13 protein-coding genes are annotated in these 16,440 nt (G+C 55.5%); 7 read left to right on the top strand and 6 right to left on the bottom strand.

Features of this window, described 5'->3' with window-relative positions:
* Window positions 1-43: 43 nt before the first annotated feature.
* The 3 genes from P9J57_RS06145 to P9J57_RS06135 form a co-directional block, all read right to left on the bottom strand.
* Window positions 44-664, bottom strand: coding sequence for an RpoE-regulated lipoprotein (locus tag P9J57_RS06145; protein WP_029570411.1), 621 nt, complete (start codon window positions 662-664; stop codon window positions 44-46).
* A gap of 65 nt (window positions 665-729) precedes the next feature.
* Window positions 730-1,191, bottom strand: coding sequence for a DUF2919 family protein (locus P9J57_RS06140; RefSeq protein WP_013026651.1), 462 nt, complete (start codon window positions 1,189-1,191; stop codon window positions 730-732).
* A complete protein-coding gene (locus P9J57_RS06135) occupies window positions 1,181-1,606 on the bottom strand; it encodes a GNAT family acetyltransferase (RefSeq protein WP_006117810.1) in 426 nt (141 codons plus the stop codon). Before P9J57_RS06135 ends, P9J57_RS06140 begins: the two co-directional genes overlap by 11 nt.
* Window positions 1,607-1,815: 209 nt before the next feature.
* On the opposite strand from P9J57_RS06135, the gene amiA reads away from it, so the two are divergent.
* Window positions 1,816-2,661, top strand: coding sequence for an N-acetylmuramoyl-L-alanine amidase AmiA (amiA, locus tag P9J57_RS06130; protein WP_029568366.1), 846 nt, complete (start codon window positions 1,816-1,818; stop codon window positions 2,659-2,661).
* Between the two features lie 48 nt (window positions 2,662-2,709).
* Entirely contained in the window at window positions 2,710-3,624 is a 915-nt protein-coding gene (gene hemF, locus P9J57_RS06125) for an oxygen-dependent coproporphyrinogen oxidase (RefSeq protein ID WP_194761266.1), read from the top strand.
* A 98-nt stretch (window positions 3,625-3,722) separates the two neighbouring features.
* On the opposite strand, the gene maeB is transcribed toward hemF, so the two are convergent.
* Window positions 3,723-6,002, bottom strand: coding sequence for an NADP-dependent oxaloacetate-decarboxylating malate dehydrogenase (gene maeB, locus P9J57_RS06120; RefSeq protein WP_483279429.1), 2,280 nt, complete (start codon window positions 6,000-6,002; stop codon window positions 3,723-3,725).
* A 360-nt stretch (window positions 6,003-6,362) separates the two neighbouring features.
* Here maeB and tal point away from each other — a divergent pair, with 360 nt between their 5' ends.
* Both tal and tkt read left to right on the top strand, forming a co-directional pair.
* Window positions 6,363-7,313 (top strand): transaldolase, encoded by a 951-nt coding sequence (tal, locus tag P9J57_RS06115; RefSeq protein WP_483279428.1) that lies wholly within the window; start codon window positions 6,363-6,365, stop codon window positions 7,311-7,313.
* Between the two features lie 63 nt (window positions 7,314-7,376).
* Window positions 7,377-9,377: a transketolase gene (tkt, locus tag P9J57_RS06110; protein ID WP_019106053.1), complete on the top strand. Its 2,001-nt coding sequence runs from the start codon at window positions 7,377-7,379 to the stop codon at window positions 9,375-9,377.
* A 222-nt stretch (window positions 9,378-9,599) separates the two neighbouring features.
* Here the strand turns inward: tkt and P9J57_RS06105 are convergent, their stop codons facing one another.
* Complete coding sequence (locus P9J57_RS06105; RefSeq protein ID WP_014594259.1) at window positions 9,600-10,961, bottom strand: 2-hydroxycarboxylate transporter family protein; 1,362 nt, start codon at window positions 10,959-10,961, stop codon at window positions 9,600-9,602.
* A gap of 304 nt (window positions 10,962-11,265) precedes the next feature.
* On the opposite strand from P9J57_RS06105, the gene P9J57_RS06100 reads away from it, so the two are divergent.
* The 3 genes from P9J57_RS06100 to ampH all read left to right on the top strand — a co-directional run bounded on the left by P9J57_RS06100 (window position 11,266) and on the right by ampH (window position 14,955).
* Window positions 11,266-12,903 carry an ATP-binding protein gene (locus tag P9J57_RS06100; protein ID WP_015699773.1) on the top strand — a complete coding sequence of 546 codons (1,638 nt, stop codon included), beginning with the start codon at window positions 11,266-11,268 and terminating at the stop codon, window positions 12,901-12,903.
* The gene (locus P9J57_RS06095) at window positions 12,893-13,579 is read left to right on the top strand and encodes a response regulator (RefSeq protein WP_013026659.1); all 687 of its coding nucleotides are present in this window, start codon (window positions 12,893-12,895) and stop codon (window positions 13,577-13,579) included. The genes P9J57_RS06100 and P9J57_RS06095 overlap by 11 nt, the downstream gene beginning before the upstream one ends.
* 212 nt (window positions 13,580-13,791) lie before the next feature.
* Window positions 13,792-14,955, top strand: coding sequence for a D-alanyl-D-alanine-carboxypeptidase/endopeptidase AmpH (gene ampH, locus P9J57_RS06090; protein WP_014594262.1), 1,164 nt, complete (start codon window positions 13,792-13,794; stop codon window positions 14,953-14,955).
* Here ampH and P9J57_RS06085 read toward each other — a convergent pair.
* Window positions 14,952-16,019 (bottom strand): DUF1176 domain-containing protein, encoded by a 1,068-nt coding sequence (locus tag P9J57_RS06085; RefSeq protein WP_014605307.1) that lies wholly within the window; start codon window positions 16,017-16,019, stop codon window positions 14,952-14,954. The genes ampH and P9J57_RS06085 overlap by 4 nt on opposite strands.
* Between the last annotated feature and the right edge of the window lie 421 nt (window positions 16,020-16,440).

The raw sequence follows: 16,440 nt of genomic DNA, 5'->3' as shown, positions 1-16,440 counted from the left end.
CAGGGCCGGTTATGCCCTGCGGTTGAGCGGTGTGAAAAAAGACTTAGCGCTGCCAGACAATTTTGCTGAGCGTCCAGCTCTTGAGTGTGTCATCCGACGGCATCAACCCTTCTGGCCCGTGCCAGGTTCCGCTGTAGACATAGCGAAGATGCTGACTGTTGGGCGCGCGGCACTCCACGTCACGGTTGTCCAGTCCGCTCGCCAGCACGCAGTTGTTGAAGGCTTTGTCGAATTTGGCGCTGAACGCGTCACCGATTTTGCTGCCATCGGCGCTGGCGATACGGCTGTCCAGCACCTCAACGCGATCGACCTGCGTCTGACCATAAATCACCAGCATCACTTTGCCATCATCCATAGCCTGCCAGAACGACACCACCTGCCCGTTATGGCCGCGCATGCCCTGACGCAGATCGTACTTGCCTTTTAACCCCTCTTTTATGGCGGCTTCGGTCATGGTCGTTGAGCCATTGATGCCGCCCACGCCCTGCTCTGTGGCCGTAAGCGAGGAACCAAACCAGTTCCACGGCAGCGCGGCAGACCAGTGATAGCTCAGTGGATTCCACCAGCTTACCTGCTGGCTGCTGTTAGCATCAGTACCGGAGGAACTGGCACACCCACTGACCAGCATGGCCACAGTCAGTAACGTGTAACGAACAGCTTTCATGAAAACTCCTGTTAATAAAAGAACATTAAGGCAGAACTGATTGGAGTCGCAAAGCGGCAAAAAGTTTATTCAGCATGCGGTTGGGGTAAAAAGCAGGCGCGAAGCCGAACGCTGCTGAATAACCAGAGCAGCGCGAGCAGATCGAATAGCGTCAGTAACAGGGGAAGCGGTGAACTGAGGAAGTCCGCCAGATACAGCTGTGCGCCTTGCCAAATCAGGTTAATTGCTACGGAAAGCATCAACACCTGACGCCAGCTGCGCCACACTCGGGGCAAACGCGAACGATAGCCGGTCAGCAGCAGGCCCGCCAGCGCCGGTAAGCCAAGCGCCAGCCCTACCCAGAAGGCCTGGCGATCGGGATAAAAGAGCGCCAGAAGATCGTTTCCCTGCTGGCGTGAGGCGCCAGCCATGATCAGCAACAGCCAGGTACGCGACTGCAGCAGCAGAATCAGCCAAAAAAGAAACGGCAGACGCAGCTGACCTTTATCGTCGTACTCTTCAGGCGGCCAGACGGAATTAATATTCACGATCTTCGATTAAACGTTTACCCAGCAACACCACATCGACCGTTTCATAGTCGAGTTTTTCATAGAAGGCGACGACCTGATCGTTTTCTTCACGTACCATCAAATGGATTTTTGGGCAGCCGCGCGCAATGAGTTTTTTTTCAAGCCGGTTCATCAAGGCATTGGCAAAACCACGCCCCTGATAATCAGGATGCACGGCCAGATAGTAGGCCGCCCCGCGATGCCCGTCGTAGCCGCCCATGACCGTTCCGACAACTTCACCGCCCACTTCAGCCACCAGAAAAAGATCGGCGTCGTGATGCATTTTACGTTCGATATCCAGTTCCGGATCGTTCCACGGGCGTAACAAATCACAGCGTTCCCAGAGCGTGATTACTTCTTCAAAGTCTTCCTGGCGGAAGGTGCGGATTTCCATCTTCTTTTCCTGCTATTTACCACAATTTGCTGATTATCACGCTTTCTTCGTCGGGCGCAACCCTCCCCACTGGCGGCAACGTTAAAAAAAAGGGATTTGGCTGTTAGTGGGCTGAAATACAAAGTAATAACCTGAAATGCTTGAAAGATCGCCCTGGCGCTAACGTTACGCTATAACACTTTGCATGATTGTTGCTTATGGACCTGCACATGCATTTGCTTAAACGTTTGATTCACCGCCGCCAGCTTCTGCTGTCAGGACTGGCGCTGGCTGTTTTGTCCCCGCGCGCCGTACAGGCGAAAGAACAGCAGGCTTCGCTCTCTTCCCGTCACTCCTCACCCAAGCCACCCGCCAGTAACGGTAAACGCATTGTGATGATCGATCCGGGGCACGGCGGGATTGATTCGGGTGCGGTGGGCGAAGAAGGCGCGGAAGAGAAACATATCGTCCTGGAAATTGCCAATAACGTGCGCCGTGAACTGCAGTCCCATCCCCGCATTGAAGTGCGGCTGACGCGCGACAGCGATCACTTTATTCCGCTTTATCAGCGCGTGGAAATTGCCCATCAGCATGGCGCGAATCTGTTTATGTCCATCCATGCCGATGGCTACACCAGCCCCGATGCCAACGGCGCCTCAGTCTTCGCCCTGTCCAACCGCGGTGCCAGCAGTAGCATGGCGCGCTATCTGTCGAACAGAGAGAACGATGCCGACAAGGTCGGTGGCGCAAAGGTGGAAGCGCAGGATCACTATCTGCAGCAGATCCTGTTTGACCTGGTGCAAACGGATACCATTAAGAACAGCCTGACGCTGGGTAAACATGTGCTGGATCAGATCCGGCCGGTGCACCACCTTCACAGTCAGCACACCGAACAGGCCGCTTTTGCCGTATTAAAATCGCCGTCGATTCCCTCGGTACTGGTGGAAACCTCGTTTATCACCAACCCACGGGAAGAGCAGCTATTGGGCACCAGCGCGTTTCGTCAAAAAATCGCGTCGGCTATCGCCACGGGAATAATCAACTACTTTGATGAGTACGATCGCCGAATGTCATAATGAATCAGCTATAATCACGTCCAATTTTTACCAAGAGAAGCTCATCACATGCCAGATATCTCCCGTGTAAAAACGTTCCTGTTGGATTTGCAGGATGAGATTTGTCGCAAGCTGACCGCCGAAGACGGCGGTGCCCATTTTATTGAAGACAGCTGGCAGCGCCCCGGCGGCGGCGGCGGACGAAGCCGCGTGCTGCGTGATGGCGCCGTCTTTGAACAGGCCGGCGTCAACTTTTCGCACGTTCATGGCGATCAGATGCCCGCGTCCGCTACCGCGCATCGGCCTGAACTGACCGGGTGCAGTTTTGAAGCCATGGGCGTGTCGCTGGTGATTCATCCGCACAATCCCTATGTGCCGACCAGCCATGCCAACGTGCGTTTCTTTATTGCCGAAAAACCCGGTGCCGAGCCTATCTGGTGGTTTGGCGGCGGCTTCGATATGACACCGTTTTACGGTTTCGAAGAGGATGCGCTGCACTGGCATCAGACGGCTTTTGATCTATGCCAGCCTTTTGGCGAGGACGTGTACCCGCGCTTTAAAAAGTGGTGCGACGACTATTTCTACCTAAAACACCGTGACGAGCAGCGCGGGATTGGTGGGCTATTCTTCGATGATGTTCATCTGCCTGGCTTTGAAAAAAGCTTCGCGCTGATTCAGGCGGTGGGCCGGGGATTCCTGGACGCCTATCAGCCCATCGTGGCGCGCCGCAAGTCGTTGCCGTTTGGCGAGCGTGAACGTCAGTTTCAGCTCTATCGTCGTGGTCGCTACGTGGAATTTAATCTGGTGTGGGATCGCGGCACGCTGTTTGGCCTGCAAACCGGAGGCAGAACGGAATCGATTCTGATGTCTCTGCCGCCTCTGGTACGCTGGGAATATGATTATCATCCTGAGCCGGATTCGCCAGAGGCCGCGCTCTACCGCGATTTTCTGCCGGTGAAGAACTGGCTTAACCTGCCCGAGTGACGTTCGTCTTCCTGCCCCGCGTAACGGGCAGGAAGACAAAGTTAACAGCGCTTTCATGCGCGAAGGTGAAAATCGGGGCTGCATGCGGCCCCGTTGTGTTACAGCGGCTGGGTTTGTGCTTCTACCACCGCCAGCGCCACCATATTAACGATGCGCCGCACGGAGGCGATGCGGGTGAGTACGTGTACCGGTTTGGTCATCCCCATCAGCACCGGCCCCACCGTCACGCCGTCAGCGTGCGAGACGCGCAGCAGGTTGTAGCTGATTCGTGCCGCCTCCACGTTGGGCATAATCAACAGGTTGGCGCTGCCTTTCAGCGGGCTGTCGGGCATGATCTCCCGACGAATGCTCTCTACCAGTGCCGCATCGCCGTGCATCTCGCCGTCAATTTCCAGCTCAGGTGCGCGCTGCTGCACCAGCGCCAGTACGTCACGCATTTTTCGAGCGCCAGGAGAATTTGAGGTGCCAAAGCTGGAGTGCGACAGCAGGGCAACCCGCGGTTCAATACCAAATCGCCGCACGGTTTCGGCCGCCATTAACGTGATGTCCGCTAACTGCTCGGGTGTGGGATCTTCATTTACGTAGGTATCCGCAATAAAGGTGTTGCCGTGCGGCAGCAGCAAGGCATTCATGGCCCCTGCCACTTTCACATCGGAACGCAGGCCCAGCACTTTCTCCACAATCTCGTAGTGCTCGTTGTAATCCCCGATGGTGCCGCAGATGAGCGCATCCGCTTCACCGCGATAGACCATGATGGCCCCAATGAGCGTCGGATTACCGATCACCGCGCGCTGTGCCTGCTCGGGCGTTACGCCGCGCCGCTTCATCATCTGGTAATACTCGTTCCAGTATGCTTTAAAACGGGGATCGGATTCGTTGTTGACGATTTCGAAATCCTTTCCGGCTTCGATCTTCAGCCCCTGCTTTTCAAGGCGCATCGCGATAACGTTCGGGCGGCCTATCAAAACAGGTTTTGCCAGCCCCAACGACACTAATTCCTGCGTCGCATGCAGCACCCGAACCTCTTCCCCCTCTGCCAGCACCACGCGCTTCGGCGCTTTGCGCGCCTGAGAGAAAATCGGTTTCATAAACAGATTGGTTTTATAGACGAATTCCGTGAGCTGTTCGCGATAGGCGTCGAAGTCGCTAATGGGCCGGGTCGCCACACCGGAATCCATCGCCGCCTTCGCCACCGCCGGGGCGATCTGCACAATTAACCGGGGATCGAAGGGTTTGGGGATCAGATATTCCGGGCCAAAGCTCAGGTCCTGATCGCTATAGGCCGAAGCCACCACATCGCTCTGCTCCGCCTGCGCCAGCTCGGCTATCGCGTGCACCGCCGCCAGCTTCATCTCTTCATTGATGGCCGTTGCGCCAACATCCAGCGCTCCCCGAAAGATAAACGGAAAGCACAGGACGTTATTCACCTGATTAGGATAGTCAGAACGGCCGGTGCAGATAATGGCGTCGGGCCGCACGGCCTTAGCGAGCGGCGGCAGAATTTCTGGCTGCGGATTCGCCAGCGCCAGAATCAGCGGATCGCTGGCCATGGTTTTGACCATGTCAGGCGTCAGGACGTCCGGGCCAGAGCAGCCCAGAAAAATGTCGGCGCCCTCAATAACCTCGGCCAGCGTACGTTTTCCCTGATCCTCAACCGCATAGTCGGCCTTGGTCTCCGCCATATTGGGCTCGCGCCCACGGTAGATCAGCCCTTTTGAATCGCACACCTGAATATTGTGCTTCTGCAAACCCAACGCGACCAGCAGATTCATGCAGGCAATCGCCGAGGCGCCCGCGCCGGAGACCACCAGCCGCACGTCGGAAATCGCCTTCTTGATAATACGCAATCCGTTTAACACCGCCGCCGTGCAGATAATCGCCGTGCCGTGCTGATCGTCGTGGAACACCGGGATTTTCATGCGTTGCCGTAGCTGCTGCTCAATATAGAAACACTCTGGCGCTTTGATATCTTCCAGGTTGATGCCGCCGAAGGTGGGTTCCAGCGCCGCGACGATCTCAATCAGCTTATCGGGATCGTGCTCATCGACCTCAATATCAAAGACGTCAATACCGGCAAACTTCTTGAATAAAACGCCCTTGCCTTCCATCACCGGCTTACCGGCCAGCGCACCAATGTTGCCCAGGCCCAGCACCGCCGTGCCGTTAGAAATGACCGCCACCAGATTACCGCGTGCGGTGTATTTATGGGCGGCCAGGGGATCGGCGGCAATTTCTAAGCAGGGCGCGGCGACGCCGGGTGAATAGGCCAGGGCCAGATCGCGCTGGGTGGCCAGCGCTTTAGTGGGCGAGACCTGAATCTTGCCGGGAGTGGGATACTGGTGAAAATCGAGCGCACTTTGCTTCAGTTGGTCATCCATTTGACATCCTTCTTCGCCAGGTAAGTGAACGCCCAGTATAGAAAGCAGACAACCACAAAGCGGTGAGGCGCTTCAAAGAACCTCATTTCTTAAGGCACAGATTGTTACAGTCTGGTCTGCGTCATTTGTCATGGCTGCTATTCTTAATAACCGGGCAGTCGTTATCCGCAGAAATGTCATCTCGGATGATTGCGCGCTACCCCCATCGCACAACATTCAGAGAAAACGCATTTTCACTGCACCCTGTCTGTTGCAAGGTGGTGAGTCGGCGTTACTGCGACCGGTAATGTCTGCACTGATTAGGGCACGAGGCCAGAGGTGTTCCCTTTCGTTACAACGTTTTTTTCAAGGAGTGTAGAAATGAACCAGCTTGAAGCCCTTAAACAGTTCACTACCGTGGTGGCTGACAGTGGCGATATCGAATCGATTCGAAATTATCACCCACAAGATGCGACCACCAACCCCTCGCTTATTCTGAAAGCATCTGCTCTCCAGCCTTACAAACACCTGATTGATGACGCCATCGACTATTCGAAAAAGCAGGGCGGCAGCAAAGAGACGCAGATCATCAACGCCAGCGACAAAGTGGCAATCAATCTCGGTATGGAAATCCTGAAAAGCATACCGGGCCGTGTTTCGACCGAAGTGGATGCGCGCCTCTCCTTCGATCGTGGCATGTGCGTCACGAAAGCGGAAAAGCTGGTTCGCATGTATGAAGAACACGGCATTGACCGCTCACGCATCCTGATCAAACTGGCTTCCACCTGGGAAGGCATTAAGGCGGCTGAAGAACTGGAAAAAAATGGTATCCAGTGCAACCTGACCTTGCTGTTCTCCTTCGCGCAGGCCCGTGCCTGTGCCGAAGCCGGTGTTTACCTGATTTCACCTTTTGTGGGCCGTATTTACGACTGGTACAACACCCGCAAACCGATGGACCCGTACCACGTGGATGAAGATCCCGGCGTGAAATCCGTACGCCGCATTTACGATTACTACAAGAAGCACCGCTATGACACCATCATCATGGGCGCCAGCTTCCGTAAAGTTGAGCAGGTGCTTGCCCTGGCCGGTTGTGACCGCCTGACGCTTTCACCTAACCTGCTGGAAGAGTTGCAAAACAGTGAGGAGCCCGTAGAGCGCAAGCTCGAACCCTCAACCGAATGTTTCCACCAGCCTTCCCCGCTGTCCGAGGCCGAATTCCGTTGGGAACATAATCAGGACCCGATGGCGGTAGAGAAACTGGCAGACGGTATTCGTCAGTTCGCCGTTGACCAGCAAAAACTGGAAGATGTGCTGGCAGCGCGTCTGTAGTTTTCCCCCTCTTTTACCGGGCGGGAGCACTCCCGCCCTGATGCTTAACAAGGGAGACCCTTTATGTCCTCACGCAGAGAGTTGGCTAATGCGATTCGCGCATTAAGTATGGATGCGGTACAAAAAGCAAAATCAGGTCATCCTGGTGCGCCAATGGGCATGGCTGATATCGCCGAAGTCCTGTGGCGCGATTTCCTCCAGCACAACCCAACCAACCCCGCCTGGCTGGATCGTGACCGCTTTATCCTTTCAAATGGCCACGGCTCCATGCTGCTGTACAGCCTGTTGCACCTGACCGGATACGATCTGCCGATTGAAGAACTGAAAAACTTCCGCCAGCTCCACTCTAAAACGCCGGGCCACCCGGAAATTGGCTATACGCCAGGCGTGGAAACGACCACGGGTCCGCTGGGCCAGGGCCTGGCGAACGCCGTTGGTCTGGCGATTGCTGAGCGCACGCTGGCGGCCCAGTTTAACCGTCCCGATCACGATATCGTCGATCACTTCACCTATGTTTTCATGGGCGACGGTTGTCTGATGGAAGGCATTTCTCATGAAGTCTGCTCGCTGGCCGGTACGCTCGGACTGGGCAAACTGATTGGCTTCTACGATCACAACGGTATTTCTATTGATGGTGAAACCGAAGGCTGGTTTACCGACGATACGCACAAACGCTTTGAAGCCTATAACTGGCACGTTGTGGGTGAAATCGACGGTCATGACGCCGATGCGGTTAAAGCCGCGATTCAGGAAGCGCAGAGCGTCACCGACAAGCCGTCACTGATCATCTGCCGTACGGTCATTGGCTTCGGCTCACCGAATAAAGCCGGTAAAGAAGAAGCCCACGGCGCGGCGTTAGGCGAAGAAGAAGTGGCGCTGACCCGTAAGCAACTGGGCTGGAACTATCCGGCGTTTGAGATCCCCAAAGAGATTTACCAGCAGTGGGATGCCAAACAGGCCGGCGCTGAGCGCGAAAAAGCCTGGAACAACAAACTGGCGGCCTATAAGCAGGCTTATCCAGAGCTGGCGGCCGAGTACGAGCGCCGCATGAACGGCGGCATGCCGGCAAACTGGGAAGCGGAAACCGCGAAGTTTATTGCCGAGCTGCAGGCCAATCCGCAAAAAATTGCCAGCCGCAAGGCCTCGCAGAATGCCCTGGAAGCCTATGGCAAACTGCTGCCAGAGTTTCTGGGCGGTTCTGCCGACCTGGCACCGAGCAACCTCACCATCTGGTCTGGCTCAAAATCCATCAAAGACGATCCGGCCGGAAACTACATCCATTACGGCGTGCGTGAATTTGGCATGACGGCGATCGGTAACGGCATTGCCCACCACGGCGGCTTTGTGCCCTATACCGCCACCTTCCTGATGTTCGTTGAGTACGCCCGTAACGCGGCGCGCATGGCGGCACTCATGAAGGCCCGGCAGATCATGGTGTATACCCATGACTCCATTGGCCTGGGCGAGGACGGCCCAACCCACCAGCCGGTTGAGCAAATTGCCAGCCTGCGCGTGACGCCAAACATGAGCGTATGGCGCCCCTGTGACCAGGTGGAGACGGCAATAGCCTGGCAGGCAGCGATTGAGCGCCACCATGGCCCGACAGCGCTGATCCTGTCGCGTCAGAACCTGGCTCAGCCTGAGCGTACCGCAGAGCAGGTGGCTAACATCAAGCGCGGCGGTTATGTGCTGAAGGAGTGCGACGGCACGCCAGACATCATCCTGATTGCGACCGGCTCCGAGGTAGAAATAACCCTGGGTGCCGCGACGAAGCTGACAACTGGCGGTCACAAGGTGCGCGTGGTTTCACTGCCCTCCACTGACCTGTTTGACGCACAGGATGCCGCTTACCGTGAGTCGGTGCTGCCTTCTGCGGTCAAAGCGCGCGTGGCGGTAGAAGCAGGCATCGCCGACTACTGGTATAAATATGTTGGCCTGGACGGTGCCATTGTGGGCATGACGACCTTCGGCGAGTCGGCGCCGGCCGAGAAGCTGTTTGCTGAATTTGGCTTTACGGTGGAAAACATCGTCAGCCATGCAGAAGCACTGCTGAAACCCGCATAATCCACTTGCTGCTGAGCGACCTGCTGCTTCGCGTCAGGTCGCCTGGCCAACACGACGTGCCAGCCCTGCGCTGGCACGTCGCTTTTCTGAACGCCTGTTTTCGTCTCTCTCAGCCTCTCCCACTTTCTCAGCCCTACTCCCGGCAAGGGATTCAGGCTGTCTCACGCCTGCACCTTTGGGGAGCCATGCTGCTTTGCGAGCGCTTCAGTCGGCGTAACAGGTTTACTTGAGAAAATGGCTCAGTAATAACAACGAGAGCGAAACGTTAATGGCCCCGCCGATGCGCGTGGCGATCTGCGCAAACGGCATCAGGCCCATGCGGTTACCGGCGGTAAGAATCGCCACATCGCCCGTACCGCCCTGCCCACTCTGGCAGCAGGAAACAATGGCAACATCGATGGGATGCATGCCAATCTTTTTCCCGACAAAGAAGCCCGTTGCGACCAGCGCACTGACCGTGCTGATAATCACCAGCAGGTTGGTGAGCGTAAACGCGGTAACCAGAATATGCCAGGGCGTGATGGCGACGCCGACGGCAAACAGAACCGGATAGGTTACCGCCGTACGGAAGAAGCGATAGACCACCTGAGAACCGGCCAGAATACGCGGAGAAACCCCATTCACCAGTTTTACCAGCACGGCCAGGAACAGCATCCCTACCGGCGCAGGCAGCCCTGTCAGCTTCTGCCCTAACATCCCTACCATATAGAGCAGCACCGCCAGCAGCGCACCGGACGCAATCGCCGTCACGTCAACTTTACCGGAGAAAACGGACTGCAGCGGCTCGGGTTCAACATTGGTCACGTTTGGCATCAGCTGGCCTTCCCCGGTGAGGTGCGGATAACGTTTACCCAGTTGGTTCAGACAGCCGGAGATAATAATGGCGGTCACGCCGCCCAGCATAACCATGGGCAGGATGCGGCCCAGCGCCACGCCCTGATCCATATGGAGCAATGCCGCATAGCCGATGGAGAGCGGAATGGCACCTTCACCGACGCCACCCGCCATAATGGGCAGAATGATGAAAAAGAAAATCTGGAAGGGTTCCAGCCCCAGCGCTAAACCCACGCCCATGCCGACAATCATCCCCACGATTTCACCACAGAGCATGGGGAAAAAGATGCGCAGAAAGCCCTGGATCAGCACCGTGCGGTTCATGCTCATGATGCTGCCGACAATGATGCAGCAAATGTAAAGATAGAGAATATTGGTCGATTTGTAGAATTGCGTCGTGGACGTTACCACGATGTCGGGAAGCAAACCGTAGTACACCAGCGCAGAAGGAATAAAGGTGGCGCAGATAGCCGCTGCCCCTAAACGGCCCACCACGGGCAGGCGTTTGCCAAACTCTCCGCAGGCAAAGCCAAAAAAGGCCAGCGTGGCGACCATGACCACGATATCGCTTTTTAGCGTTCCACTCAGGCAGTCTACCGCAATGAGCGCACCGGCCAGCACAAACAGCGGCAGAGGAATAATCCCGACTTTCCAGTTATCCATAATATGCCACCACTGCTCTTTCAGGGTTTTCCTGCGCGGTGAACGGGTCAGCGTGTCAGACAGAAAAGAATTATCAGGTGAGCTCATTATTATCCTCTTTGCGTCATCGTTTTTTTCAGGATGCCGGGAAAAAAGGCGGAATTACGTGAAGAAGAAGGTATCTGGCATAAAGTTTTAATGGTGTTATTTCCAGAGCGTGATCCGCATCGTGATAATCGCCGTGGTGTTTATGGTTTTTATTCCCCGCTGCCGTTATTCAGCCTTTTAAGGGGCTTTTTTAGCCTAGATAATCGATAAAAATCACTATTTATCAAATAATTAAACCGATGTAGTTCCTATTGTTAAAAAGATGATACATTGAAGTTATTATTCCAAAATACGTGTGACAGTCATGAAGTTGTCATTTCAAACGAAGCTGTTTCTTTCGCTCGTGGTTTTTTCGTCTGTCCTGTTCGTGTTACTGGGAAGCTATTATTACGTCAGCATCACCCGGCAGCTTTATCAGGCGATGAGCATGCGCGCGAAGGTTCAGGCAGACGAGATCGCGCTGATTCCGGAACTGAAAAAAGCGGTGGCGGATCGTGACATCACGACCATCAATGTGCTGATGAAGGCTATAGCCCGGAAAAGCGATGCCAGTTTTATTGTGATTGGCGATAACCAGGCCCTGCATCTTTTTCACTCGGTGACGGCGGACCGAATTGGCAAACCGCTGGTGGGCGGCGATAACGCAGCGGTGCTGGCAGGGAAAAGTATCACCACCATTCGGACAGGCGGCCTGGGAATGTCACTGCGAAGTAAGGCGCCTATTCTCAACGATCGCGGCCAGGTCGTCGGTATTGTTTCCGTTGGCTACCTCGCCCGCTATCTGGATGCCATCACCTTCAGCAACATGATCAACCTGTTGATCGTGGCGGCGCTGGTGCTTATTGCCCTGTTTATTTTCTCCTGGTTTTTTACCTGTAATATTAAAAAACAGATTTTCTCGCTGGAACCGCGCGAGATCGGCCTGATGGTCCGCCAGCAAAAAGCCATGATGGAATCGATCTATGAAGGCGTCATTGTTATCAATGAACAACTGCGGATCGAAGTGATTAATCAGGCTGCCCGCAAGCTGCTGGGACTGTCACAGTCCGCCGAGGCGCTGCGCGGCGAGTCTGTCAGCCAGATCGTCTCCCCGGTGCCCTTTTTATCGCAGCCCGTAATGCTGGAAAAAGATACCCACGATGAGATTTGCCAATTTAACTCGCTGACCGTCATCGCCAGCCGGGTGCGCATCATGCTGGAGGACGCGCTAATGGGATGGGTGATCACCTTTCGCGATTTTAACGACATCGATTCCCTCAGCGCCCAACTCAGCCAGGTGAAACGTTATGTCGATAACCTGCGCATCATGCGTCATGAACAGCTTAACCGCATGAACACGCTTTCCGGGCTGCTGCACATGGGGCGTTTTGACGAAGCGATTGGTTACATTGAAGCGCAGTCCGAGCACGAGCAGGAGTTGCTGGACTTTGTCTCGGCCCGATTCACTTCGCCTCTGCTGTGCGGCTTATTACTGGGCAAAGCCGCTCGCGCCAGAGAAAAAGGCGTCATTCTCCACTTTGATCCCGCGTGCCTGATGGATAAGCCGTTTCCCGCGCTTTCCGATGCCGAACTGATTTCGGTGATTGGCAACCTGCTGGACAACGCCATTGAAGCCACCCAGCGCGCCCCGTTGCCTCATGAACCTGTTGAAGTACTGATTAAACTCAGTACCCGTGAGCTGATCATCGAAGTGGCGGATCGCGGCGTGGGCATTACGCCGGCAATCCGCGAGCGCATGTTTGAACGTGGCATGACCACCAAAACCCGAGGCGATCACGGCATCGGGTTGTATTTAACCGAAAGCTATATTACCCGTGCAGGGGGAACCATTGAGGTCAGCGACAACGTGCCCCGTGGCGCGGTGTTCTCGCTGTTTATCCCCTGTGCGCAAACCAACAGCTGTCCCGTAACGGAAACGGAGAACGTCCGCGATGCAACATGATCCTGTTACCGTCCTGATTGTTGAAGATGAGCCTGAACTGGCTCAGCTTCATGCAGAACTGATTGGTAAGCACCCTGAGCTCAGGCTGGTCGGCATAGCCAGCTCCCTGGCAGAAGCCAGACAGCAGCTTGAACTGACCGCGCCACAGTTGGTGCTGCTGGATAACTACCTGCCTGATGGCAAAGGCATCACCCTGATTGGCGATCCGTTGCTGGCCAACGCGAACTGCTCCATTATTTTTATTACGGCGGCCAGTGATATGGATACCTGCAGCCAGGCCATTCGCAACGGTGCCTTTGATTACGTGCTTAAACCGGTATCCTGGAAACGCCTTAACCGCTCGCTTGCCAACTTCATCGCCTTTGCAGACCAACAGCGCACATGGAAAATTGTCGATCAGAAAAATGTCGATGTGCTGTATCAGTTGCAGGCGAAGAACTACCCGCACGATAACGGCAGCAAAGGCATTGAGGAAAATACCCTGGCCCGGGTTCAGACACTGTTTACGCCCGCCACAACGCGCCTTTTTTCGGTCGATGAGGTGATGACAGAAACCGGGCTGAGTAAAACGACCGCCCGCCGCTACCTGGAGCACTGCGTGGAAACCGGCTTTCTGACGGTCGAAATGCTGTATGGCAAGGTGGGCCATCCCCGGCGCATGTACAAACGCACCTGACCGAACGGGTGTCCCGTGCTCGCCCTGCGCCGGTTCAGTCAGGTGGCTTTCAGGGGCAAAATGCGGCGCCAATCCCATGACGTCACCGGTACGTCTGGCCCGCATGCTGTAATCCGAAACAAAAAAAACTGTCCTTTGCTCTTCCCGTCATCCGCAAACTGATTACTATAGGTTTTCACCCGATTCCTATAGCGAAGCCCTCTCCGTTGAAAATGCGCACTCCTTACGTACTGGCTCTACTGGTTTCTTTGCTTCCCCTTAAAAGCATGGCGCAGGTTGCGCCCGATCCGTTGCTGGCATCCCAAATTGTTGACCGCTATGCGGAGCATATCTTCTATGCCAGCGGTGCGACAGGCATGGCGCTGGTCGCAATAGATGGTAATCAGCGGGTTTTCGCCAGCTTTGGTGACACGCGGCCAGGAAACAATATTCGCCCCCAAAAGGATTCGTTAATTCGTATTGCCTCACTCAGCAAACTGATGACCAGTGAAGTCATGGTGAAGATGGCCGAGCGCGGGGAGATTCGCCTTGACGATCCGCTCAGTAAATATGCACCGCCCGGAAAGCGGGTGCCCAGTTTTGATGGTCAGCCCATTCGGCTGATTAACCTGTCTACCCATACCAGCGGTCTGCCGCGAGAGCAGCCCGGCGGCAAACCCCATCGTCCGGTGTTTGTCTGGCCGACACAGAGTGAACGCTGGCGTTGGTTAAACACGGCCAGCCTGAAAGCCGCCCCCGGCACCAATGCGGCCTATTCCAATCTCGGTTATGACCTGCTGGGCGATGCGCTGTCGCGCGCGGCCGGTAAGCCTTATCCTGCCCTGCTGCAGCAGTTAATTACCCGTCCACTGGGGATGAAAGACACCACCTTTACGCCGTCACCTGAGCAGTGCGCACGCCTGATGGTGGCGGAAAAAGGCGCCAGCCCCTGTAATAACACGCTGGCGGCCATCGGCAGCGGTGGCGTATATTCGACGCCTGATGATATGGGCCGCTGGATGCAGCAGTTCCTCAACTCCTCGGTAAATCACCGTACGCCACAGATCGACCGCCTGCAGACGCTGATCTACCGTCGCGACCAGTTGCATAAAGTTGACGGCATGGACGTGCCGGGCAAAGCCGACGCGCTGGGAATGGGGTGGGTTTATATGGGGCCGGCCAACGGTCGCCCTGGCATTATCCAGAAAACCGGCGGCGGCGGCGGCTTCATCACCTATATGGCGATGGTTCCCCAGCAAAACGTCGGGGTTTTTGTGGTCGTTACCCGCTCGCCTCTGACGCGCTTTACGCCGATGAGTGACGGCGTAAACAACCTGCTCGCTGAGCTGGTAGGCAATCAGAACGGCTCGCCGATGATGGTCCAGGCGATTCCTTAACCGCTCACCGCTGATGAGGCTGACTGGCTCACCCAAAGCGTGGGCCAGTCGTCACTGCTGTGCCAGGCATCGCAGGTTGACTCCTCGGCATACTCGGCTAAAACAAAATGCTCGCCGTCAAACTGCCAGCGGGTCGCGGTACCACAGTCGCCAAGTCCGCGTCCTTTGCCAAAGGTATAGAGCTGCCCGCTTGCCGCATCATAATCTGCGTTAATCAGCTCCAGCTGGCGCTCTGATGCGCCCGGCGGGGTAAAAGGCAAGGTCAGCGTAATCCCACGCGCCACATAGGGCGGCGCACGCGTTACTTCAAAAGCCAGATCGATCACGTTATAGGCGCCCATTTCACAGCTGACCAGCAGCAGCGCTTTTTTGTCTGTCAGCGGCGAGACGCTGACTTCGCGGCGCAGGGGATCAAGGGAACAGGTATCCGAATTTACCCGCCACGTTCCGTAGTCGATCAGCCCGCTGGTCTCGTCACGCGTCAGTGGCGCAGGCGCAGCCATCGCCGGCGGCAGTTGCGGTACGGCCGGTGCGGCCGGGACGCCGGTTCTTCCTCCGCGCCTGACCCAGGCACTCATGCTATTCACCCGGCCCTGCACATCGTCCATAAATAACAACGCGGCTTTCATACCGCGCAACGAGATCTGCGGACCGGCATTGAACGTCAGCTGCAGGCTTTTCGCATCCATGGTCAGTTCAAGAAATTCGTTAATGGCGATAGGATTGCTGGTAGCAAGATGGTGTGGCTCAACCGTCCAGTGCTTGAAGTCAGGCCGCAGCCGACGTTGATCGACTAAAAGATTATCTTGCAGCGCCGGGCCGGGCAGCGCGCCGCTGTATGCACTGCCGTAATCGATGCGCAGTAACGGTTTGTCATCGGATCCCGCACTGCGGGAAAGCGTCATAACCAGGCCCTGGTCGCCAGGTATGCTGCGCGCAACGCAATGCGCCGCATTATTGCAGGTGAGTTGCCAGTCAGAAAACAGCTTCTGTACCGGATCAGCCTGAGCAGCGGCAACCATAAAAACAGACAACGCAAACAGCGATTTCATCCCATACCACATTAAGAAAATCGAACCCCAACTTCTTTGAGTGGAAGATGATAGCGCAATAGCGCACGTCACGAGGGCCGCATTCTGTGAAGTGCTCAGCAAGCGCAGCTAACCGACTAAAAAACATCCGCTTTACAACAAAAGAAAGGCGGTGATCTCTGCAGAATAGTCATCATGCTGTTTCACTCTGATGCGCTCAATCGGATTCGTCGGACATTCCCGCCAGTCGAATCGGTCAAATACACATAAACGGTCAAAAACAGGCATGTTATAGTCGCCACAGGTGCAGGCATAAAAGCCTGTCAGCCCTGTTTCTTACAGTTAAATAACCCTAATTTAGTGATATCAGTCACGTCTTTAATATACCTATTACATAGTTTTTCATAAAAACCCAACAAATATCTCTTTACGCACGCTGTGAGAAGAGTGACCT

The sequence above is a fragment of the Pantoea sp. nfd-35 genome (assembly GCF_056892255.1).
The sequence above is the reverse complement of the archived record's forward strand: the minus strand, read 5'-3'. Positions and strand labels throughout refer to the sequence as shown.